At 51.1% G+C, this 21,750-nt stretch carries 21 protein-coding genes; all 21 read right to left on the reverse strand.

Annotated features, from left to right (window positions below):
• Positions 1–717, reverse strand: a 717-nt coding sequence (locus HY879_12065; GenBank protein ID MBI5604081.1) for a respiratory nitrate reductase subunit gamma, incomplete at its 3' end; no start/stop codon positions are given.
• A 113-nt stretch (positions 718–830) separates the two neighbouring features.
• Positions 831–1,475: a hypothetical protein gene (locus tag HY879_12070; GenBank protein ID MBI5604082.1), complete on the reverse strand. Its 645-nt coding sequence runs from the start codon at positions 1,473–1,475 to the stop codon at positions 831–833.
• A 4-nt stretch (positions 1,476–1,479) separates the two neighbouring features.
• Complete coding sequence (locus HY879_12075) at positions 1,480–2,511, reverse strand: electron transfer flavoprotein subunit alpha/FixB family protein (GenBank protein MBI5604083.1); 1,032 nt, start codon at positions 2,509–2,511, stop codon at positions 1,480–1,482.
• Positions 2,508–4,466, reverse strand: a complete 1,959-nt coding sequence (locus HY879_12080; protein ID MBI5604084.1) for a mycofactocin system FadH/OYE family oxidoreductase 2 — start codon at positions 4,464–4,466, stop codon at positions 2,508–2,510. Before HY879_12080 ends, HY879_12075 begins: the two co-directional genes overlap by 4 nt.
• Positions 4,463–5,260, reverse strand: a complete 798-nt coding sequence (locus HY879_12085) for an FAD-dependent oxidoreductase (GenBank protein MBI5604085.1) — start codon at positions 5,258–5,260, stop codon at positions 4,463–4,465. The genes HY879_12080 and HY879_12085 overlap by 4 nt, the downstream gene beginning before the upstream one ends.
• Positions 5,257–6,525: a hypothetical protein gene (locus HY879_12090; GenBank protein MBI5604086.1), complete on the reverse strand. Its 1,269-nt coding sequence runs from the start codon at positions 6,523–6,525 to the stop codon at positions 5,257–5,259. The genes HY879_12085 and HY879_12090 overlap by 4 nt, the downstream gene beginning before the upstream one ends.
• A 143-nt stretch (positions 6,526–6,668) precedes the next feature.
• Positions 6,669–7,679, reverse strand: a complete 1,011-nt coding sequence (mftC, locus tag HY879_12095) for a mycofactocin radical SAM maturase (protein MBI5604087.1) — start codon at positions 7,677–7,679, stop codon at positions 6,669–6,671.
• Between the two features lies 1 nt (position 7,680).
• Positions 7,681–7,959 carry a mycofactocin biosynthesis chaperone MftB gene (gene mftB / locus HY879_12100; protein ID MBI5604088.1) on the reverse strand — a complete coding sequence of 93 codons (279 nt, stop codon included), beginning with the start codon at positions 7,957–7,959 and terminating at the stop codon, positions 7,681–7,683.
• 8 nt (positions 7,960–7,967) lie between these two features.
• Positions 7,968–8,096, reverse strand: a complete 129-nt coding sequence (gene mftA / locus HY879_12105; GenBank protein MBI5604089.1) for a mycofactocin precursor — start codon at positions 8,094–8,096, stop codon at positions 7,968–7,970.
• A gap of 32 nt (positions 8,097–8,128) precedes the next feature.
• Positions 8,129–9,847, reverse strand: coding sequence for an aldehyde ferredoxin oxidoreductase (locus HY879_12110; protein MBI5604090.1), 1,719 nt, complete (start codon positions 9,845–9,847; stop codon positions 8,129–8,131).
• Positions 9,848–10,089: 242 nt separating this feature from the next.
• Positions 10,090–11,232: a Zn-dependent alcohol dehydrogenase gene (locus HY879_12115; protein ID MBI5604091.1), complete on the reverse strand. Its 1,143-nt coding sequence runs from the start codon at positions 11,230–11,232 to the stop codon at positions 10,090–10,092.
• 123 nt (positions 11,233–11,355) lie between these two features.
• Positions 11,356–12,579: an amino acid ABC transporter substrate-binding protein gene (locus HY879_12120; GenBank protein MBI5604092.1), complete on the reverse strand. Its 1,224-nt coding sequence runs from the start codon at positions 12,577–12,579 to the stop codon at positions 11,356–11,358.
• A gap of 45 nt (positions 12,580–12,624) precedes the next feature.
• On the reverse strand, positions 12,625–13,641 hold the full coding sequence (locus tag HY879_12125; protein MBI5604093.1) for a branched-chain amino acid ABC transporter permease: 1,017 nt from the start codon (positions 13,639–13,641) through the stop codon (positions 12,625–12,627).
• A gap of 11 nt (positions 13,642–13,652) precedes the next feature.
• On the reverse strand, positions 13,653–14,534 hold the full coding sequence (locus HY879_12130) for a branched-chain amino acid ABC transporter permease (protein ID MBI5604094.1): 882 nt from the start codon (positions 14,532–14,534) through the stop codon (positions 13,653–13,655).
• On the reverse strand, positions 14,535–15,245 hold the full coding sequence (locus tag HY879_12135; protein ID MBI5604095.1) for an ABC transporter ATP-binding protein: 711 nt from the start codon (positions 15,243–15,245) through the stop codon (positions 14,535–14,537).
• The gene (locus HY879_12140) at positions 15,238–15,984 is read right to left on the reverse strand and encodes an ABC transporter ATP-binding protein (protein ID MBI5604096.1); all 747 of its coding nucleotides are present in this window, start codon (positions 15,982–15,984) and stop codon (positions 15,238–15,240) included. The genes HY879_12135 and HY879_12140 overlap by 8 nt, the downstream gene beginning before the upstream one ends.
• A gap of 266 nt (positions 15,985–16,250) precedes the next feature.
• Positions 16,251–17,633: a sigma-54-dependent Fis family transcriptional regulator gene (locus tag HY879_12145; GenBank protein MBI5604097.1), complete on the reverse strand. Its 1,383-nt coding sequence runs from the start codon at positions 17,631–17,633 to the stop codon at positions 16,251–16,253.
• Position 17,634: 1 nt separating this feature from the next.
• Positions 17,635–19,467 carry a HAMP domain-containing protein gene (locus HY879_12150; GenBank protein ID MBI5604098.1) on the reverse strand — a complete coding sequence of 611 codons (1,833 nt, stop codon included), beginning with the start codon at positions 19,465–19,467 and terminating at the stop codon, positions 17,635–17,637.
• Positions 19,468–19,977: 510 nt separating this feature from the next.
• A complete protein-coding gene (mftA, locus tag HY879_12155; GenBank protein ID MBI5604099.1) occupies positions 19,978–20,106 on the reverse strand; it encodes a mycofactocin precursor in 129 nt (42 codons plus the stop codon).
• Positions 20,107–20,120: 14 nt separating this feature from the next.
• Positions 20,121–21,260, reverse strand: a complete 1,140-nt coding sequence (locus HY879_12160) for an alcohol dehydrogenase catalytic domain-containing protein (protein MBI5604100.1) — start codon at positions 21,258–21,260, stop codon at positions 20,121–20,123.
• A gap of 179 nt (positions 21,261–21,439) precedes the next feature.
• A partial coding sequence (locus tag HY879_12165) for a hypothetical protein (GenBank protein MBI5604101.1) occupies positions 21,440–21,750 on the reverse strand: 311 nt, incomplete at its 5' end.

Genomic DNA, 21,750 nt, shown 5'->3' on the forward strand with positions numbered 1-21,750 from the left:
AAAATCTTGGATCCTTTCGGCCCCCAAGGCCCCCTCTTCCAAGGCGAGAGGATAGAGTTCCCCGGGATCCCGCCGACTGCGATAATAGACATTTAAAGGTGCGGCCCATAAATGCCGCAGAGGAGTAAAAGGCAGCAGGGCGATCAGGGCCAGGACGGTCATCAAATGGAGACGGATGACTATTTGCAGGAACAAGGGGGAATCCGGCACCCCGCATGAAACCAGCCAACCTATGGGAGAGGTCCAGGAATCCCCTGGATCAAGGCCTATGCGTGTCCCTTCGGCCAGAAATCCGGTTACCAGGATGATCAACAGGAGCATCAGAGGTGTGACCGTCTTTGGGGAGATAGGAAAATCCGGGTGATTGATCCGGCGGAAAAGGAACCAAAGGGTCCCGGCCAGTAGGGCCGCTCCCAGAAGGTCCAGAAAAAGGGATATGAATTGAGCCACAGGCCGGGGCATGGAAAAATTGAATTGAGCCAGAATGATGGCTATCAGCGGGAGGACCAATCCCCAGAACAAAAACAGGTGCGCCGGCCCGGAGGGCTTCTTTCGCAAAATTCTTTTATGTCCCCAAAGATAACCGATAAGACCTTTCCAATCCCCTGAGCGAGATTCTGGTTTCCCTTTTTTCCACAAGGTTCCCCGCCTGATCAAGCCGAAAGCACAAACCATCAAGGCCAGGGTTACAAAAAAGAAATCAAAGGCAGTCAGCATGGTTACCTTTAGAAAATACCGTTCGTCGTTCAGTGTTCGGCGTTCGTCGAAACAGCTTAAGGCTCAAAGCTGAAAGGACCAAAAAATAAAACAATGTGTACCCAAACCCATTTTCAAACCTTGGGAGCCCCCTTAGGGCCTGAGGATTTAGGACCGATCTTCCGAAATCTGGTCCAAACGAATCCTGCCCCGCCTAAACCAAGCAGGATAAGCAAGGCCTGATCCAAAACCAGGGCAGCAAAAACTGCGGGGTGGGTTTTGGAATCCGCCTTCGGATGGATATATCCCAGAATCTCTGCCCGTTTCCCAAGTTCTCCGTGGCACTTATAACACGTTTGGTTATTAAGAGGTTGCTTCTCTCCATGGGCGCCCTGTCCTTGATGACATCCCAGACAATTGCCCTTCCGGTAGAGCCGGCTAAAATCCTGTTTGCCATGAGAAGCCACCTGAAAAGAAGAAAACCAGGACCAATAATTTACCGGCCGGATTTCCTGGTCATGGCAGTCGTTACAATTGACCTTGCCCGGACCTTTGATTTCCTGATGACCTGGATCCTTAATCCCGGTGTGGCAATCCTGGCAGGAAAGGCTTTGACGGCCATGGACTGATTCAAGAAATTCCTTGCCGGAGATTTGTCTGGCGGCCTTTGCGCCCCCTTTTTCATGGCAGCCAAGACAGTCTTCGGTGGTGTAAGCCCAAGGAAGTTGAGGAAAGGATAAAACCAGTAATCCAAGCAGCAGAAAAAAGCGGATACCCATGGCTTCAGGCACCCTCCTTCATTTTTTGAATCGCCTCGATCAAGAGAGGGAGCACCTGGTGGACATCTCCCACCACACCCAGGTCGGCAAACCGGAAAATCCGGGCTTGAGGATCGGTATCGATGGCCATAACCAACTTGGATTTTTCCATCCCCACGGTGAATTCATTGGCCCCCGAAATTCCGCAGGCGATCATTAATCGAGGGGTAACTGTTTTTCCGGTCTGGCCGATCTGCCTTTCAAAGGGCAAGGTTTTCCAATCGATCAGGGGGCGCGTGCCGGCCACTGTTCCTCCCAGGGCGCCGGCCAGTTCATGGATAATGGAAAAGGCTTCATCCCGGCCCACTCCACGGCCGGCGGCGATGATCATATCGGCTTCTTCCAGGTCCATAACTTCCGGCAGGGCCTCGATGCGTTCCAGCAGTTTTATTTGCGGAATTCCGAGTGGCCCAGAAAAAGGAATGGTTATCATCTCGGGGTTTTGGGGAACAGGAATTTTTTCAGTGCTCAAGACCGAAGGCAGCATCGTAAGGATATGGGGTTCCTGGTCCGCAAAATAGATTTTTTCAAAAAGGTGTCCATTGGCCGTCGGTCGAATGGCCCAGGTCTTTCCCTGGTCATCCACCCCGACATCCATGGCCCGGGTGACCAGGCCCGTCTCCAGAGCGGCCGCCAACCGGGGGGCCAGATCGGCAGTCTCGACCGTATGGGCCATGAAAAAAAAAGCGGGATGATGTTTCTTGATCAGGTCGCCTAAGCGCAAGGCATACACTTCACTTTGATAATCCTGAAGGATCTCCTCCGGCATAAATAAAACCCTGTCAACCCCGTAGGCCCCCAACTCCTGCAATTCCTCTTCCAGGACAGGCCCAAAGGCCACGGCCACGACTTTCCCCTTTCCACCGGATTCAAGGAGCAGCCGCCGGGCTTCACCGGCCAACCCCTGGGTAACCTCCTCCACTTCACCCTCTCTGGAATGGACCCATATCCAGATATCTTTAAATTCCGCACTCCGAACTCCGAACTCTGAACTCATAACTGCCTTCCCACCCGATGACCTTCCACAATGGCCATATCGGTTTTCCGGGGGGCCAGGCAGTCACCGATCCGGTACAGCTCCGGAACTTTCCCTTTAAGGGCAAAGTAGAGTTCATCGCAAGCCCGGTTCCCGGCTACTAAAACAATAGTGTCATAGCCTTCAAAGTCGATCAATTGGTTGGAGTAGACATTCAATCCCTTTATCCGTTTGCCCTGGATCTCCAGGACGGCTATATCGGGCGTAAAGGTGACGCCTTTTAGGGCCAGGCGCTTTCGGGTCAGATAGAGGTCTTGCAGGGGGCCTAACTGGCTGCCGACAAACAAGGCCGGGGTCAGGATATGTACCACTCTGCCCCGGTCAGCTAAAAATTCTGCCGTGCCGGTTCCCTGATGATGTCCTTCCAGATCTATCAGCAGCACCCGGGGACCGGGCTCCACCTGGCCCAAAAGGACCTGGGGGGCGGTGACCACATCAGGAAAGGCGTAGTCTCCCGGGAAGGGCTTCTCTTTGGGAACGGAACCGGTTGCCACCACGACCGCATCCGGTTTCTCGGCCAGGACCAGAGACTCCGTAGCCTCCACTCCCAGTCTCAGGTCAATATCCAGTTTGCTGACCTGCCCGATCAGCCAACGGGTCACCCCGGTAATCTCCTGTCTCCCGGCCGCCCTGCCGGCAATGAGATTCTGGCCCCCCACTTCCTGATTTTTTTCCATGAGGATGACCTCATGTTTTCTCAAGGCCGCCACCCGGGCCGCTTCCAGACCGGCCGGTCCGGCCCCGATGATGATGACTTTTTTAGGCCGGGCGCAAGGCTTAAGGGTCCCCAGGCCTAAAAATTTTTCCTGGCCTACGGCCGGATTGTGCACGCAGCCCAATAAATAGCCCAATCCCATTCTGCCGATACAGCCCTGGTTGCAGGCAATACAGTTACGGATATCTTCCGTTCTTCCTTCCCGGGCTTTATTGGGCAATTCCGGATCGCAGATCAAGGCTCGGACCATGCCGATCAGGTCGGCCTGGCCATCGGCCAGGATTTTTTCTGCCAGATGGGGATCATTGATCCGGTTGGTGCAAAACACCGGAAGATTGATGACCGACCGGATTGCAGCGGAAAGAGGGACCGTATAAGCCAGAGGAGTGTGCATGGAGCCTTCCACCAGAAACAGGTTAAAGAAGGTCCCCAGACTGAGATCCATGAAATCCAGTTGACCCGTGGCCTCCAATCGTCGGGCAATGGCCTGGGCGTCTTCCAGGGTCAATCCGCCCCGGGGGTGCATTTCATCGGCATTTAACCGCACACCGAGGATGAAGTCCGCTCCAACGGCCTGACGAACCGCCTGGATGACCTCCAGGCAAAAGCGCAACCGGTTTTCGAAAGTCCCACCGTATTCATCCATACGAAAATTGGTGGCCGGTGATAAAAACTGGCGGATGAGGGAGCTGTGGCCGATCTGGATCTCGATGCCGTCAAATCCCCCTTCCTGCGCATGGATGGCACTGCGGGCAAAGAAAGACAGACATTCCCGGATATCTTCGAGCTCCATTTCTTTGGCCGTTTCCCGAAAGAGGGGATCCTTGCCGGCCGAGGGCCCCCAGACCGGCAGCCGGGAATTTTTTCCGTCGCCCTGCATCCCATTATGGTTTAACTGGGCGAATATCCTGGTATCGGTTTCATGGATGGTCCGGGTCAGTTTCCGGAAACCGGGGATGACCTCCGGTTTATAGGCATCCACCAGTTTAATATAGGGATAATCCGTGGGGTGGACCGATAATTCTTCGGTGGTGATCAGCCCGCAGCCCCCTTTGGCCCTCTCAAGATAGTAGGCGATGTGCCGTGCGCTGATCCGGTTGTCTTCCCCGAAATTGGTCAGGTGGGCGGCAAAATGGATCCGGTTGGGCACCACCATCCGGCCTATTTTCAAAGGGGAAAAGAGATAAGGAAAGCCACTCATAGGCTTTGACCTACTTTCCTTCCTTCAAAAATGGCCGTATCAATCCCCCTGGGGGCCAGACAATCTCCAATGCGATAGAGTTCCTGGAATTTGCCCTTAAGCTCTTTATAGAGCCGGTCTTCGGCCCTATTGCCCATGTCCAGGATGATGGTCCCGTATCCCTCCCAGATTCGGGACTGGTTGGTATAGAGGTCCCGGCCTCTCACCGTGGTCTCCCGGATTTCGTCGATGATGACATCGGTGGTAAAGGTCACCCCTTTTTGAAGCAAACGCTGTCGGCTCAGATCGAGATCTCCCAGGGGCGCCAGTTCAATGCCCACAAAAAGGTCGCTGGTGATCATGTCCACCTGCAGGCCTCGATCAGCTAAAAGTTCCACCGTAGCGGCGGCATGATGGCCACTGTTTTCATCAATAAAGAGTATCCGTTCGCCCAGGGGATAAAAGTCCTCCAGGACCTCCCGGACGGTGAGAACCGAGGGGGGGCCGTATTGACCCGGGACCGGTTTGGGGTTCGGTATAGATCCGGTAGCGACAATCACGCAATCGGGGTTTTCGTGCTGTACCAGAGCCAAAGTGACTTCCTGGCCGGTCAGGATGGGAACGCCCAGGAGATCCAACTGATGCTTAAGATAAGAGATGACCGCAGCCATACCTTGTCGGGGCGGTCGTTTCCGGATCAGGTTGATCTGGCCTCCGATTTCCCGATTTTTTTCATAGACCGTCACCGCGTGTCCTTTGAGGGCCGCGGCCCGGGCCACCTCCAAGCCGGCCGGCCCGGCCCCGATGACCATCACCTTTTTGATTGCGGAGTGCGGATTGCGGAGTGCGGAATTAAAATTTGGAATTGTCGAATTTTGGATTTTCTCAACTCCGAACTCCGAACTCCGAAAGGGATTGCGGATTTGGAATCTTGGGTTTTTCCTACGCCGAACACCGAACGCCGAACGCCGAACGCTTCATACCCCACTTCCGGATTCTGGATGCAGCCCAGGGACTTCCCTTGATTGATGCGCCCTATACAGCCTTTGTTGTCTCGGACGCAATAGCGTATGTCCTTCAGATCCCCCTGACGCATCTTTCTCGGGTAGTCCGGGTCGCAAATCAATTGGCGGACGTAGCCTATCAGGTCGGCCTTGCCCTGGGTGATGACCTCTTCGGCCATTTTCGGGGTATGAATCTGATAACCGGCCATAACCGGAAGATGAACCGCCTCCTTCATTTTCTCGGCCAGCTCCACTGTGTAGCCTGGGGGGGTATGCATGGAAGCCAGGATCAGATAGAGATTGTAATAGGTCCCCAGGGAGACATTGACAAAATCAATCCGGCCGGATTGCTCAAAACAACGGGCAAACCCCTGAGACTCTTCTATGGAAATCCCGCCCCAGAACTTTTCGTTTACACACAACCGGACGCCCACCGTAAAATCGTCTCCCACGGCCTTTCGAACAGCCCCAATGACTTCCAGGGGAAAGCGCATCCGGTTCTCCGGACTGCCTCCGTATGCGTCCTGCCGAAGATTGCTGATGGGAGAGAGGAACTGGCGTAAGAGGGATTCCGGTCCCATATCCAGCTCAATCCCATCCAATCCGCCTTCCCGCACCTGTCGGGCCGCCCGGGAAAAGGCCTTGAGCAATTCCTGGATGTCCTCCGGCTCCATGGCCTTGGCCACCTCACCAAAAACAATATCCCCCAGGGCCGAAGGTCCCCAGACCGGCCGGCGATTAATCGCCCCGCTGCTCTGAAAGCCATGATGGGTCAGTTGAGCAAAAATGCGTGTACCTGATGCGTGAATACTATGGGCCAATTTCAGGTAATCCTGGACGATCGAAGGGCTATAGGCTTCAATCATCGATTCCCAGGGGCGGTCATTGGGATGAATCGAGAGTTCTCCAAGGATGATTAATCCGCAACCCCCTTCGGCCCGCTGACGGTAATACCCGATATGCTGATCTGTTAAACAGCCTTTTTGGGCGAAATTGGTCCGATGGGCTAAAAAACAGATTCGATTGGGCAGGGTGATACAGCCCAAGGGCAAAGGAGAAAAAAGAATATCAAACATGTTTCTTTAATTCAATAGGTTAGGAATTTGTATTTTGGACGCTGATGAACTCGGATCGGCAGAAGGCCGATCATGCAGATTACCAAGATATTTAATATAAAGAAAGCTATCTGCGGGTATCGACGGAAATCTGCGTCCTAATTTTAAGTTTGAGGGATTTCGGTCTTCAGGTTCACCAAACATTCCGGATCCGGCATAGAAATATCCTGATAAGTATGATAGGCTACGGCCGGGCATCCGCCACGGCAGGCTTCGAATCGCAGACAAGTCCGGCAGGCGGCCACATCCAGCTTTCGGAATTGTTCAAAGATCGGGGCCTTCATCCAGAGGTCTTTGAAGGATCGGGTGCGCACATTTCCGGCCCTGAAGGCCTCTTCCTGCAAAAAGGCGCAAGGGTACACTTCTCCGGTTGGGGAAACGCAGCAGGTCATCTTGGCCGCCCCGCACATGTCCAGCCCTTTCCGGCGCCGGGCTTCCGACAGAAGGCAGAAAAAGGAGTCTCCGGTGCGGACCCTGTCATGGGTTTCCAGCCACTGGGCAAAGGTTTCCAGTTGATCCTTGTCCGGTCCTAAAATTTTTTTGCTGGCCTTGCCCCGACCGGAGGGCCTGAAACGGGAGACCCGGAGCTCGCCCCCATACTCTTTGGCCATGGCCCTGAGGTTATCGAGTTGCGGAAAACTCAACCGGGTGAGCACGGTGTTGATACTGAACCGGACACCCTGGGAGGCCAGGCAGTCCATGGCTTCGATGATTTTTGGGTAGGTCCCCGGGCCCCGTATAGAATCGTTCACTTCGTCTGTGGCCCCATCAAGACTTACCTGGAGAAAAAAACTATTGAGCCCGGCTAATTTTGCGGCCAGACCCCGGTCGATTAATAGGCCGTTGGTACTCACACAGGTTACAATACCCTTTTCGTGGGCATAAGTCAAAAGTCCCAGGAAATCCTCCCGGATGAAAGGTTCACCGCCTCCGATATTGACCTGAAAAACCTTCAGGGCCGACCATTGATCGATGACGCGTAGGCACTCCTCGGTGCTGAGTTCCTGATCAGTGCCCTGGCCGGCCCCGGAAAGACAATGAACGCACCGGAGATTGCAGCGCAGGGTGACTTCCCAGGTCACATTCACCGGGGCCCGCAATCCCCTCCGGGCCATTTCAGCACTCAAGGATAACCCCTTTTTCTCTTAAGTGATCCAGGGTTTTTTCCATCTCCCCCAGGCCGGCTTTGGCCGCGGGGTCTTGGGCCAGGCATTCCTGCCACCAGGTTTCCAACGTATGTTCTCCCGTAAAAAAATTTTCTTTCAGGAGTTTTCCGGAGGAGACAAAAAAAAGGCGGGGCCCCCGGGCGTTATAAAAAAGGAGTCCGAAATCTTCCTCCCTTACCTGGCAGCCGGGGGCCAGGGTGTATCGGAGTTCTCTGTGGGATGCGGCCATAGCCGTCCTCAATAAACCCCGCAGATACCGTCTATGGCCAATTCTTCGATCTTGATTTCCTCAACCAAAAAGATGTCTTTTTCTTCCTCTTGGCTCTTAAAAGATTGGGCTTTGATTTCATTATCTGGTTCTAACATCCTTATAATAACCTCCCACAACAATGCACTCATTAGAAATTAAAGGTACTATCCATTGCTTCATCGCTGATCACAACAACCGTATTATGCGGCGGAAGCGGTTCCTTATAAAAAAACTCCGGCAGGCGATCATCTTTACTGGTAAAGCCAGCCTTTCGATTGAACTCCCTCTCGGCCTGCAAAACACGAATCCCTAATTGGGGAATGGCTTCAGGCCCGAGCTGAGTGCCGAATTTGGCATTCATGGCCTTCAGAAAGGCTTCCCCTCCCTCCGGCAGGGTTAAGGCAAAACTGGCCAGGAGGCAAAGACCGGTGCAATCCACCGAAGCCATGGCAATCTGTGTATTTCGAGAGGCCTCTACCTGGCCTTCGGCCTTCAAGGGGTTCAGCTTTTGGGCCAAATATTCCCCGACCACATTCCCGGCCGTGTGATCGGCCCCCATCGGTGAAGTGGCATAGGTCACGGCGTTCCCTTGCATGGCCCTCGGGTCATAGGCGGCAATACTCTGCCCTTTTACCACCGGGACACGGGAATGGTTGAAATGCTGTCCAACGGCTGCCGGCCCGTTTCCCAACACTTTGCCCAAGGCGCTACCCTGAGCGATCTCTTCTAGCATCCCAAGGGCCGCCTGGCCGTCACCAAATGATTTGTATCCGGCATCCATGGCTACGGCGATGGCCACGCCGGTGCTCATGGTGTCCAGGCCGATATCATCGCATAGAAAATCCAACCGGGCGATGGTATCCAGATCGTCTATCCCGGTCATGCCTCCCATGGACCAGATGGTTTCATATTCCAGGGAAGAGGTCAAATATTTTTCTTCTTTATCATTATACACATTGGAACAATGGACGATGCACTGGGCGCAACCCATATGGCTGGGATTTCCCTGCCGTCCCTTGATGATCCCGGCCATGATCTCACCGCTTATTTTTTCCCAGCCTACCATGACGCCCTTGGTGGCGTTGTAACTGGGAAAGGCTCCCATGGCATTTACCGGGGCCACCATCCCGGCTGTTCCCAGGTTGGGCAGGAGTTGGCCGCTAAAAGGATGGTCTTTAACCGCTTTGGCAAAGGCCTTGGCCGCCTCTTTGAAAGTCTCCGGATCGGCAATGGCATCCGGAGCATTGCCCCGTTGATCCACCACCAGGGCCTTCAACCCCTTGGCCCCCATGACCGCACCAAGCCCTCCACGGCCGGCAGCCCGGCAGGGACGGCCATCGATATCCGAGGCCTGAATGGAAGCGGCCTTTAACCGTTGCTCACCGGCCGGACCGATGCACATAACCGCCGTCTTATCGCCGTAAGTCTGCAATAGTTTTTCTGTCAGGGCATAGGTCCGCATCCCCTGGTATTCGTGAGCGGGCAGAAGGCTGGCCCCTCCTTTTTCATCAACCCGCAAAAGAAACCATTCCCCCTCTTTAGGCTGACCTTCGACAATAATGGCCGTAATCCCCAGACGTCCCAAGGCGGCGGCAATGGTGCCTCCGGCATTGCTTTCTTTAATGGTGCCGGTCAGAGGGCTTTTGGCCCCGACGGATATCCGGCTGGTATTGACTAACGGGGTCCCGCTCAAGAGCCCGGGGGCAAAAATGAGCTTGTTTTCCGGGCCTAAGGGATCACAAAGGGCCGGTACCTCGGCATTGATCATAATGGAGGTCAAGCCCCTGCCTCCGAGACCGAGGTATTGCTGTGGGACCTCTTCAAAACCGACGGTCTTGTTCGACATATTTACTTTTAAAAATTTCATTGTCCACTCCTTTGCTAAAGTGATATGTCCTTGCCCGGGCTTCCTTGGGCTGATTTATACTATAAACACTATAAACATTTGAACCCGCCTGTCTACCTTTTTTTGCAGGGATGCTTAGAAGTCTAAGCATCCCCACTCTTAGACTATCTTATTAAACCTCCATGCCCCGTTAGGGCGACACGAAACATAAAAAGGGGGTTCCTTTAAATTCCGAAATCCGAAATCTAAAATCTGAAATTGACTTAATCCCAGGCGCAGACCCAACGCCCATTAATTTGCCGTTTGACCATGGCATCGGCCACGTCATTGATCTGTTCCACCTTAAATTTTTTACTGATCAATTTGTCGAGTTTCAGATCCTCCTTCATGGCCATGTTGATCAGTCGGGGGATATCCACCTGGGTCGAAATGGATCCGTAAAGATTTCCCAAAATTGATTTTTGATGCAACGGCAGGAGCATGAGCGGCAGATTGGTGGTCTGGTCAAAGGGCGTGATTCCGGGAATGACCAATTTTCCACCTATTCCGGTGGACCAATAGGCCTGGATAATGGCCCCCGGATCGCCAATGGCCTCGAAGGCCACATCGACCCCGCCGCCCATCCAGTTACCGTCTTCCATCTGAACCCCGCCGGTCATGGTTAAGATAATCGGAACGGGATCATCTTTGGAATTATCGATAAAATGGGTGGCGCCGAAATCCAGGGCCAGGTCTTTTTTACTTCCTTCCAGATCTACGGCGATTATCGGGTTGGCGTGTCGCATGACCGCTGCTCGAAGGATATTTAACCCCACCCCTCCCAAACCATAAATGACTACCGAATCTCCGGGTTTAATCTGGGCCGTATTAAAGACCGACCCCCACCCGGTCGGCACACAGCAGCCCATAAAACAGGCCTGGTCCAATGGGAATTCTTTGGGGATGGCAATGGCCCCGTCTTCGGGCATGACCGTGTAATCGGAAAAACCGGAGACAAAATTACCATGTCGAACCATCTCTCCATTTTTGTCGGTCAATCTGGAAGTCCCGTCCAGCAGCACGCCCCCCAAGAAGGCCCCGAAGTTGCCGCTACAGATATTGCCCATGCCGCGCAGACACTGAGGGCACTTACCGCAGGGGATCATCCAGGTCCCCACCACGTGATCGCCCTTCTTGACTTTCGTGACACCCGGTCCGATATCTTCAACGATGCCGGCCATTTCATGGCCGATGGCCAGTGGAAGGGCTATCGGTATTTCTCCCAACATGAGATGCAGATCAGAATGGCAAAATCCCGTAAAGGCAGACTTGACCAGAACCTCCTTCTCTTTGGGGGGTGCCAGCTCCAATTCTTCAATGGTTAAAGGTTTGTTCGGTTCTCTCAAAACCGCAGATTTAATTTTCATGATAGACCTCCTTTTTAAATTAGGACGCAGATTTTCGCCGATCGCCGCAGATAATAGTAAAATCCTGCCAATCTGCACGATCGGCCCTCTGCCGATCCGAGTTTATCTGCGTCCAAAATGGGGTTATCGGTTGTCCCAAGGCGGGGCTAATTTTATTTTGTATTTAGTCCAATTAAAGGGATAGACGGTCATCTGTTTGCCGTCCCACCACTGATGGGCGGTACTGACAAAGGTGGCTACTCCGTTGGCATCGTATTTGACTTTTCCCATCACGGTCTGAAACTCATTATCCAAGACGGCTTGTCTGACCTTGGCGGAATCCAGGGTTCCGGCTTTCTCAATACCCTGCCAAAGGATCTGACACAAGCCGTACATGGCACCGATGCTGACCGAATATTTTTTGAATTTATCATAATACCGTTCCCCTAACTGCCGGGCCCCCGGAAAAGGAAAATCCATAGACCAAAAACCGTCAGAAAGCACGTACTGGGCATCTTTCCCCAGGGCCGACCAGAATTCTCCGGCCCAAGTCCCCTTCCAGCCATGAAAGTATTTGACGTTCAGTTTGTTCTCTTTCATCTGGCGAACAAAGGTGATGCAATCCGTATCAGCCCCGAAGATCAAAATGGCATCGACTCCCAGGGACTTGGCTTTGATGATTTGGGCCGAGTAGTCCTTGGCCCCAACGGCCCAGGGCTCATCCAGAACGAATGTATACCCATGTTTTTTGGCCTGTTCGCGAAAGATACCGGAGAACGCCCGCCCGTCAAAGGTATCTTCCATGATTAAAGCCGGCTTTTGAGGTCTTTGATCCTTCGGCAGGGTATTCCAGATTTCAAAAGGGACACTGCAGGCCTGGACCAGATCAAAGAAAAAGAGGGTCGACCATTTGAATTTGTGTTCCAACCAGGGAGGGATGAGACAGATCGTGGTGTGGTAGTATTTCTTATATTTCTCAGCGGTGATGCAACCGGGTATCACCCCAAAAGGTGCGGCGAATCCACCGAGCAATAGATCCACCTTATTCATCTTAATCAATCGTTCCACGGCGGCCGCCGCCTTACCGGGATCGCTTTCGTCATCGGCTACGATTAATCGGACCGGGAGTTTTTTCTTAAACTCCTTAACAAAAACCCCACCGGCCTTATTTACATCGTCGACGGCGACCTGATAAGCCCACTGCTGTTCGACACCGGCCATGGCCAATATGCCGGTCAAGGGGAGATTGGTCCCGATTAAGATTTCTTTTTTGGCCTCCTTAGCCTGGGCTGCAGGAAATCCCACGAATAAAGCCATCGTTAAAACCATAAGCCCGACAACCCAATTTTTTTTGCAACTCCCTCTCATAGTAGCCTCCTTTTTTTAGAATGATTTGAAAGACAAAAACTTGCTTCACCTCCTTTCTTTATCCGTCTTGAAAAAAAACACTCTTTCCAGGAGAAACCCCTTGGGCAGGCCATGGAAAAAACCGGCCTGCGCTTTAAGGTTGACCAGTCCTTGAGGCAAAAACATCATAACCAGGATAATAAAAACTCCGGAAATGATCGGGTGGATTTCCGGCAACCAGATATTGGCCAATTCAAAAAGGGTGTTTAAAACCACGGCCCCTATCAAAGGCCCCCAGAGCGTTCCGATTCCACCCAAGATGGTCATTAAGACCGGCAGGAGGGCAAAGTTGAGGTTAAAAACCCCACTGGGATGAATATGGAAGAGGTGATAGGCATATAAGCTCCCGCATAACCCCGCAAAAAAGGAACCCAGGGCAAAAGCCAGGATCTTGAAGAAAAGAACGGGGATCCCATTGGCCGCCGCGGCCTGTTCCTCTTCCCGAATGGCTATAAAGGCCAGCCCAAACCGGGAGCGGACCAAAAGCGCTGTAGTTACCAAAGAAAGAAGAAGGATTAACAGGGCCAAATAATAATAGGGCCGCAAGGATTGATAGGCTGAGGATGGAAGCATCAGCCCTACCGGTCCACCGGTCAAGGTTCCACCCTGGGTAAAGATCACCCGGAGGATTTCTCCTAACCCCAGGGTACCCAGGGCAAAATAATCTCCTCTCAATTTTGCCAATAAAGGCATTCCGATCATAATGGCCAGCAAGGCCGCTCCCCCGCCACTCAGGGCCATAGCCAGGGGATCCAGATAACCGGTCCAGCCGGCCCTCCAGGTTATGGCCGTGATATAAGCACCCAGCCCGAAAAAGGCATGTTGTCCCAGCGAAGCCTGACCGGTATATCCGGCCACCAGATTCCAACCCTGGGCCAAGGTGACATAAAGAAAGGTTAAAAACAAAAAGGAGATGAGATAGGATTCTTCGGGATTGACCAGGTAAGGGTAACTGATCAGGAAAACGAAGACCGGAAAAATGCCGAATCCCCAAACTGCCCGTTTCTTTTTTATCAAACGCATCGTTGCGATCCTCAAGCCATTCGGTAGGAGCGCCCAAAAAGCCCTTCCGGACGGAACATGATCACCAAAAGGAAAGCGGCGTAGGAAATGGCATCGGCCCAGCCACCGCCGATGCTGTAAGCTCCGATACTCTCAATAACTCCAAGAATAATCCCTCCCAGTAAGGCCCCGACTACATTCCCAATACCCCCGAAGGCAATGGCTATCAAGGCTTTTAAGCTGAAGATAAAGCCGAAATAGGGATCAAAAGGATAGGTGGTGGCGGTGGCCACCCCCGCTATCCCGGCCAGGGCAATCCCTATGGCAAAGGTAATGCTGCTGACCCGGCGAGGACTGATTCCGACCAGGGCCGCCGCCTCCATATCCTCCGAGGCAGCAAGAACCGCCTTCCCCCAGAGGGTTTTTTTAATAAAGAGATAGACTAATCCGGTTGCAGCCAAACTGGTTATAAAAACCATGAGCCGGGTAAAGGAGATTTGAATACTCCCTAATGAAAGGCCCCAGGCTGTATAACTGGTCTTTATGGCTCGCGGATTGGGGGTCCAGATAACAGACATCAGATTTTCCAAAAGGATCATCAGACCGAAAGCCACAAGCAAGGAAGGATTTTTGCCGGCCCGGGCCACATGGTGGAAAATTCCCCGATAGAGGATCCAGCCAAAACCGAAAAATAAGGGGAGCAAGGGGATGAGGCTCAAAAAGGGGTCTATGGAAGTCAGCGTAAAGAGCCAGTAACACAGGTAAGCCGATAGAATCATGAAGGCCCCCTGGGCGATAAAAATGATCTGCATGGATCCAAAAATAAGACTGAGGCCAATGGCCGCAATCCCATACATACTCCCGAAAAGGATCCCGTTAATTAAAACCTGCCAGAATATTAGTCCGCTCATCATTTAGAGGTTCATCCCCAAATAAGCCTTTTGAAAATCCGGATTGGACAACAGATCCGTTCCTTGACCTTCTAAGGTCAACTTTCCGGTCTGAAGGACATACACATAACTGGCAATCTGCAAGGTTTGATAGACATTCTGTTCAACCAGAATAATGGTCATCCCTCTTTGGTTCAGGGTTTGGATGGTCTCAAACATCAGTTTTACTACCAGAGGGGCCAAGCCCAAAGAAGGTTCATCCAACAAAAGCAGCGTCGGCCGGGCCATAATAGCCCGTCCGATGGCCAGCATCTGCTGTTCCCCGCCGCTTAAGGAGCCGGCAGGTTGCCCAGTCCTTGCTTTTAACTTGGGAAAAAGGCTGAACACTTCTTTTAAAGATTCTTCCCGAAGAGAAGGATTTTTTTGAAGAAAGGCCCCCAACTCCAGATTTTCCAAAACCGTTAATTTTGAAAACAGCCGGCGGCCCTCCGGCACATGGGAAATGCCTAAGGATACGATGTCCTCGGGTTTACGCCGAATCAGGGGCTGCCCCATAAAGGCGACCTCTCCTTGACGGGGAAGGATTACTCCGGAGATCGTTTTCAAAATAGTGGTTTTGCCGGCTCCGTTGGAGCCTACCAAGGCCACAATCGCCCCTTTATCCACCTTAAAACTGAAGTTCCAGATGGCTTGAGCATCCCCGTAAAGGACCTCTAAGTCCGTCACTTTAAGCAAGGGATTTGCCAAAGTAGGCCTCGATCACCAAAGGATTATTCAGAATTTCATCGGGTTTTCCATCGGCGATTTTTTGTCCGTAATCCAAAACCGCCACCCGGTCACATAAATGGAAGATGGCCTCCATTTTATGCTCCACCCATAAGATCGCCAAATTCCGCTCCTCTCTGGCTTTATTGATTACCTGCAGCATTTTCATGGTTTCGGAAAGATTAAGACCGGCCATAGGTTCATCCAGTAAAGTAATCGACGGCCCGGAAGCCAAGGCCCTGGCCACTTCCAGAAGCCGCCTTTCCGAGAGGGTCATTTTGCCGGTTATCTCATCCTTTTTTTCTGCCATTTCCACCAATTCGAGGGATTCCAGGGCCATTCTTCTGGCTTCCTGGCCCTTTAATTTGTGACCATAAATGGCTCCAACCAAAACATTCTCTAAGGCCGTCATACTCAAAAAGACCTTGACCAACTGAAAAGTTCGGGAAACACCTAAGCGGCAGATCCGATGGGATGGGTAGCCGGATATCTTTTTCCCTTTTAAGGTAATGTGCCCTCCGTCAGGCTTATAAATTGAAGTGATGATATTAAACAACGTTGATTTGCCTGCCCCGTTGGGACCGATGAGCCCGACAATCTCCCGTTCATGTACAGACAGATCTATATTGGACAGGACCAAAAGCCCTCCAAAGCTCTTCTGAATGCCTTCCAGACGAAGGACTTCTCTTTGATTATTCACGGATGTCATTTGAATTAAAAATGAAAATTTTTAAAGACGATTTTATAGGCTTGCAATAAATATTCCCAGGGGGTCTTACTAAATAATATAAAAAGATATCAATAAGTTAATAGAATAAATGCAAAATCCCGAAGCGTTACCTTATGAAACATAAAAAATCAAGGGATCTGGTTCATGGAAGCATATAGGTAAGTTATTCAAATAGGTTAGCATTTTAATGGTTCAATAAGTTACACAAAAACTATTTGTGTAAGAGAGAAACGCTCTGATAGTCATCAATTTTCAATCCCGAACTTTTCTATTTTTTCATAAAGGGCCTTTCGGGAGATTCCCAAGAGCTTAGCGGCCAAGGTTTTATTTCCCAGGCATTTTATCAGGGTCCTCTGGATCAGTTCCCGTTCCATGTCTTTTATCTTCATTCCCGGCTGGGAAAGGTCCGCAAGCTGGATCTGTTCCCCCTCAAAGCCCTCTTTTCGAATCTTGGGGGTAAATTTTTCCGAGAGGTCGAAAGACAGGATTTGGGGTCCCCGGCAAAGAATTACAGCCCGGGCCAGGCAGTTCTCTAATTCTCTGATATTTCCGGGCCAGGGATGGCGCATTAAAATTTCCATAGCCATTGGTTCGATACCTTCAACGGTTTTCTTATATTGTTGGGCGTAGTGTTGAATAAAATGGTTGACCAAAAGAGGGATATCTTGTCGCCTTTCCCTCAAGGGAGGTAAGGTAAGGGCGATCACCTCGATCCGATAAAAGACGTCACTCAAAAAACGACCGGCCAGTATTTCTTTAGGCAGGTTTCGATTCGTGGCCGTTATAAGCCGGACATCCACGCTCCGCACATCTAAACCTCCGACGGGTTCAAAAGTTCTTTCCTGCAAAAATCGAAGAAGTTTAGCCTGAAGATTCAAACTCATCTGGCCGATCTCATCAATAAACAGGGTTCCCCCGTCAGCCAATTCAAGACGTCCTTTTTTATCCACCAAGGCTCCGGTAAAGGCCCCCTTCCGGTAACCAAAGAGTTCAGCTTCCAACAAGCTCTCTGTCAGGGCCGCCGAATTGATACAGACCATGTTGCGGTCCCGACGAAGACTTAAAGAATGAATGGCCCGGGCCAGAAGTTCTTTACCCGTCCCGGTTTCACCCTGGATGAGAATGGTGGCATCGATAGGGGACACGGTTTGCACCATTTCAAAGATCTCTTTCATTTTGGGACTGGTTCCAATAATATTCTGAAAAGAATATTTTTCCTGTATTTCTCGACGCAGGGAGGCCAATTCCTGAGTCATCTCTCTTTCACGAAGGGCCCTTTGAATAATCAGATTCATCTCTTCATAATTGAGCGGTTTGATGAGATAGTTGGTGACCCCTTCCTTCATGGCCTGCACAGCCGATTGGATGGTCCCATGAGCGGTCATAATCACAAAGGGGAAGTCCCCTTCAATGGCTTTGATTTTCCGGAACAGTTCCATGCCGTCTATCCCCGGCATCTTCAGGTCGGCCAGGATTAAATCAATACCGCCCGGATCACGAAAAAGTGCCAGGGCCTGATCCCCGTTCAGGGCCTTCAATACTTCAAAACCATCATTTATTAGAATGGCCTCCAAAACTTTCAGGGTATAGGATTGATCATCAACGACCAGAATTCTTTTCTTTCTCATCTTAGGACTCCTTGGCTAACGGGGAATAATTGACCGGCAATTCAATGGTTATTACCGTCCCTATTCCTTCCTCACTTTGAATGGCCAGTTTTCCCCCATGGCTTTCCACTATCCCTAAAGTGATCGGCAGCCCCAATCCGGTCCCCCCTTCCTTGGTACTGAAAAAAGGGTCCAGAACCTGCAACCGGTGAGCCTCCGGGATACCCCCCCCGGTATCCCGTAGCCTAAGGAGGATTTTATCGGTTCCACTTTCTTCTGCTTGGCGTTGGGTAACTATTTCCAGGGTTCCGCCCTGGGGCATGGCATCCATGGCATTTATCAGGAGATTGATCAATGCCTGTTCCATTTGATGGGGATCAATAGGAAACATGGGAAGTGAAGGATCCAGGTTTTTCTTTAAGGCGATCCCCTTGAGGGTCATAGGCTCTTCGAAAAGGGTCAAGGTATTTTGAATCAATTCATTGAGATTCGAGGTCATCAGTCTTAGCGGGGATTGTTTGGCTAAATGGAGAAAATCGGTAGCAAAAGAACTCAAGCGATCTATCAATTCCAAGATGATTTGCGTATATTCCATTAATAAGGGATCCTCCGGGCGCCGGCGCTGAAGATAAACAATGGCCCCCTTCATGGCATTTAAAGGGTTCCTGATCTCATGGGCCACCCCGGCGGAAAGTCTTCCCAGGGAGATTAATTTTTCCGATTGCACCAGTTCATTTTGGATTTCCTTTAGATTCCGCATCATCCGGTTAAAAGATTCAGTCAATATCCCCAACTCGTCTCTGGATTTAACCGGGATCTCTTGCGCCAAATCACCTCCGGCTATTCGATCGGCAGCCGTGACCAACCTTCTAACCGGTTTAATGAAATTATGGGATAAAACGATGACCACTATTCCGGTAAGCATCAGGGTAATCAGGACTACCTGAAAGATCTTTTTTTGAAGAGCCTGGACCTCCTTTTTGAATTCCTCGATCGGGGTGGTAATAGCCAAGGACCAGCCCATGGTTGGAATCGGCGTGTAAGAGGCAATCCGGTCGCCCAGATAATAATAGGTCATCCAGCCCGTTTCTCCGGCCATCATATTAATTACAAATTCCCTTAGGTGCGGATTGGGATAATTTTTTAAATCCATCTCATAGGGGGCAAATTCCGGGTGGGCGATGGTCCTTCCCAAATGGTCTACCAAAAAGGCGTATCCCTTTTCTCCCACCCGCATCCCTTTTACCAATTCGATCATTTTGTCATAATCCAGATCGATGACCACTGTGCCGATGATCTTGTCATCCATCTGAGTAAAGGATTTACCAAAATAAAGGACATACCCCCGGCGGACCGAAGAAAAGGTTATCTGGGATAAATAAAAAGACCGTTGAGGGGATTTTTTAAATTCCTGATAGAAGCTATCTTCCCGTGAAGCGATGGTGGAAAGATCTTTCCTCTCTTTTTTGACACTAAGCATCTCCACCCCGTTCTTATTAATAAACCGCACCTGAAAATAATAGGGAGAGCGGTCAAGAAGATATTTAAAAAAACGGATTAAATTTTTTCGATTCGTCTCAGCCTCAGTCACCCACCCTTTTGTTTTGGCCTGATAATATTCTTCAATAAAAGGGATACGAGAAATCATTTCCAGATCCAATTTGCAGGAATGGAAAATAGTTTCAATCTTGTCGGCGGCACCCTTTACCAACATCATCTGTTCTTCCTGGGACATTCGGGTGACAATGCCTAAGGCCGTTTGATAAGAAAAATACCCTACTATTGCGATGGGCAGGGAAACCAGGGGAAGAATCAGTAATAATAATTTAATGGATATGGATGCCGGTATTTTCATTCTTTCACGCTCTGATTATCCATCCCTGGACCTTTCCAAATGGAAACCAGCCTTATTGAGAAATGGTTGTTCGTATAAGTTCAGGTCCCGGAGTAAAAAGCATGTGAACAAAAACTGAAGAATAAAATCAGATGGTGCATGACACAAAAAAGAAGCATCGACAACAAAATCGAAAGCCATATTACCTCACCTCAACGAAAAACAAAAGAGGATTGTTTTAGCTGCCGAAGCCTAGCCAAAGATGTTTGAAATTTGGAGTTTGAGGGTCTTGTTTTAAAACAAGACCCTCAACGTTGTTAAAATCTAAATTTGGGGGTAATGAGGAATTCCCCTGGTAGGATTGAGGCAGGTCGAACAGTTCTTCGAGTCGTCTGCGGATCGCACTCTGATCGATGCGCCTAAGAGCCGTCCCTCTCGGGAATTTACACTGGCGCTCCTACAGCGTTCCCATCTGGCAGCCGGGGGCCAGGGTGTATCGGGGTCCATTAAGGGATGAGATTATAGCAGTCCTCAATAAACCCCGCAGATACCGTCTATGGCCAATTCTTCGATCTTGATTTCCTCAACAAAAAAAAGTTTTTTTTCTTCCTCTTGGTTTTTTGGAGATTGGGCGTTGATTTCTTTATCGGGTTCTATCATGTTCGGAAACCTCTTTACCATTCACAGACCCAGCGTCCGATAATTTTGCGCTGTCGCATGGCTTCGGCTACTTCGTTGATTTCTTCTATCTTGAACTTTCTGGTGATCAGGTTGTCCAGCTTATAATCCCCTCTCATAATCATATCGGCAAAGGCCGGGATATCCTCATGGGTCCGGATATTCCCGTACAAGGTCCCTTGCAGGGTTTTGCAGTGGGGGGGGAAAAAGGTCAGGACCAACTCGGCCGCCTGATCGGCCGGATGAATGCCGACCTGAACCCACTTGCCCCCCATGGCCAAGGCCCAGGAGGCCTGAACCATGGCACCGGTATTCCCGCTGACCTCAAAGATAATATCCGCGCCACCGCCCATAATCATCCCGTTATCCATCTTTACACCACCGGTCTGCAACTGGATGATGGGGACCGGGTCTTCCTTACTGCTGTCAATAAAGTGGGTTACCCCGAATTTTCTGGCTATTTCCTCCTTACTGCCTTCCAGGTCCACTCCGAAAATGGGATAGGCGCCCCTCAGCCTGGCCCCTTGAACTACATTGAGACCCACCCCGCCCATTCCCCAGACCGCCACGGATTGTCCTGGTTTTACTTGGGCCACATTGCAGGCCGCCCCAAAGCCGGTAGGCATGCAACAAGCCAGGGAACAGGCCTGATCCAACGGCAGGTCGTCTCTGATTTTAATGGCCCCGGCCTCCACCAGGACCATGTATTCGGCGAAACCGGAAACAAAGTTATTGTGTAATATCTGGTTTCCCTGGGCATCCTTCAACCGGGAGGTTCCGTCCAGGAGCGTGCCTTGCGTATGGATGCCGTGACTCGTCCGGCAGATATGCCCCCGACCGCTGGTACACTCCGGGCAGTGCCCGCAGGCCACCATCCAGGTGGCGACCACGTGATCCCCTTTTTGGAGTGCGGTGACCCCCGGTCCGACGGCCTCAACAATACCGGCGGCCTCGTGGCCGACCACCATGGGCAGGGGAAACGGAATGTCCCCTTCCATGAAAGAAAGGTCCGAATGGCAGAAACCGGTAAAGGCCGTTTTGACCAGGACCTCATGTTCCTTTGGCGCTGCCAGTTCCACTTCTTCAATGCGCAACGGTTTCTTATACTCCCTTAAAACAGCGGCTTTCATTTTCATAAACCCGTCTCCTTTTTATCGGTTTGGTTGATAATATAATTAAAGGGGGCACTGGGCCAGGGGCAATAGGTTAAAAGATTTTCCTGATTTTTCTTCACCTAAAGCCTATAGCCTCTTGCCTATCGCCTGGTTTTCCGACCTTGAACCCTGAACCTTGAACCATATCTTCTTGTTCGCCCCTATCGCATCGAATCGATCATGAATTCGGCGGCGAGTCTTACGCCGATACCCGGCGGCAGTCCGCACTTTTCGAACCCCTTTTCCTTAGCAAAGGTCATCATGGCCTCTTCGTTCTCACCGGGATTTAGTCTATGGCCGAGGGTGACCGTTTCGATGATGTCCGCACAATACAGGTATCCTATTGCATCCTCGAAGAAGGCCATAAATTTCTGGGCCGTCATGATCGTCTGGTTCATCGCTGCGTAATCAAGCCGGTCATCGCTTCCGAAGAAGAGACCAAAGGCAATGAGACTGCCCGTGATACCTCCGC

It is taken from the genome of Deltaproteobacteria bacterium, from assembly GCA_016219225.1.
Classification (GTDB): Bacteria; Desulfobacterota; RBG-13-43-22; order RBG-13-43-22; family RBG-13-43-22; genus RBG-13-43-22.

Coding starts and splice junctions, on each gene's coding strand:
- HY879_12070 (MBI5604082.1), bottom strand. CDS start 1,475: ATGGGTATCCGCTTTTTTCTGCTGCTTGGATTACTGGTTTTATCCTTT.
- HY879_12075 (MBI5604083.1), bottom strand. CDS start 2,511: ATGAGTTCAGAGTTCGGAGTTCGGAGTGCGGAATTTAAAGATATCTGG.
- HY879_12080 (MBI5604084.1), bottom strand. CDS start 4,466: ATGAGTGGCTTTCCTTATCTCTTTTCCCCTTTGAAAATAGGCCGGATG.
- HY879_12090 (MBI5604086.1), bottom strand. CDS start 6,525: ATGTTTGATATTCTTTTTTCTCCTTTGCCCTTGGGCTGTATCACCCTG.
- mftC (MBI5604087.1), bottom strand. CDS start 7,679: ATGGCCCGGAGGGGATTGCGGGCCCCGGTGAATGTGACCTGGGAAGTC.
- mftB (MBI5604088.1), bottom strand. CDS start 7,959: ATGGCCGCATCCCACAGAGAACTCCGATACACCCTGGCCCCCGGCTGC.
- mftA (MBI5604089.1), bottom strand. CDS start 8,096: ATGTTAGAACCAGATAATGAAATCAAAGCCCAATCTTTTAAGAGCCAA.
- HY879_12110 (MBI5604090.1), bottom strand. CDS start 9,847: ATGAAATTTTTAAAAGTAAATATGTCGAACAAGACCGTCGGTTTTGAA.
- HY879_12115 (MBI5604091.1), bottom strand. CDS start 11,232: ATGAAAATTAAATCTGCGGTTTTGAGAGAACCGAACAAACCTTTAACC.
- HY879_12120 (MBI5604092.1), bottom strand. CDS start 12,579: ATGAGAGGGAGTTGCAAAAAAAATTGGGTTGTCGGGCTTATGGTTTTA.
- HY879_12125 (MBI5604093.1), bottom strand. CDS start 13,641: ATGCGTTTGATAAAAAAGAAACGGGCAGTTTGGGGATTCGGCATTTTT.
- HY879_12130 (MBI5604094.1), bottom strand. CDS start 14,534: ATGATGAGCGGACTAATATTCTGGCAGGTTTTAATTAACGGGATCCTT.
- HY879_12140 (MBI5604096.1), bottom strand. CDS start 15,984: ATGACATCCGTGAATAATCAAAGAGAAGTCCTTCGTCTGGAAGGCATT.
- HY879_12145 (MBI5604097.1), bottom strand. CDS start 17,633: ATGAGAAAGAAAAGAATTCTGGTCGTTGATGATCAATCCTATACCCTG.
- HY879_12150 (MBI5604098.1), bottom strand. CDS start 19,467: ATGAAAATACCGGCATCCATATCCATTAAATTATTATTACTGATTCTT.
- mftA (MBI5604099.1), bottom strand. CDS start 20,106: ATGATAGAACCCGATAAAGAAATCAACGCCCAATCTCCAAAAAACCAA.
- HY879_12160 (MBI5604100.1), bottom strand. CDS start 21,260: ATGAAAATGAAAGCCGCTGTTTTAAGGGAGTATAAGAAACCGTTGCGC.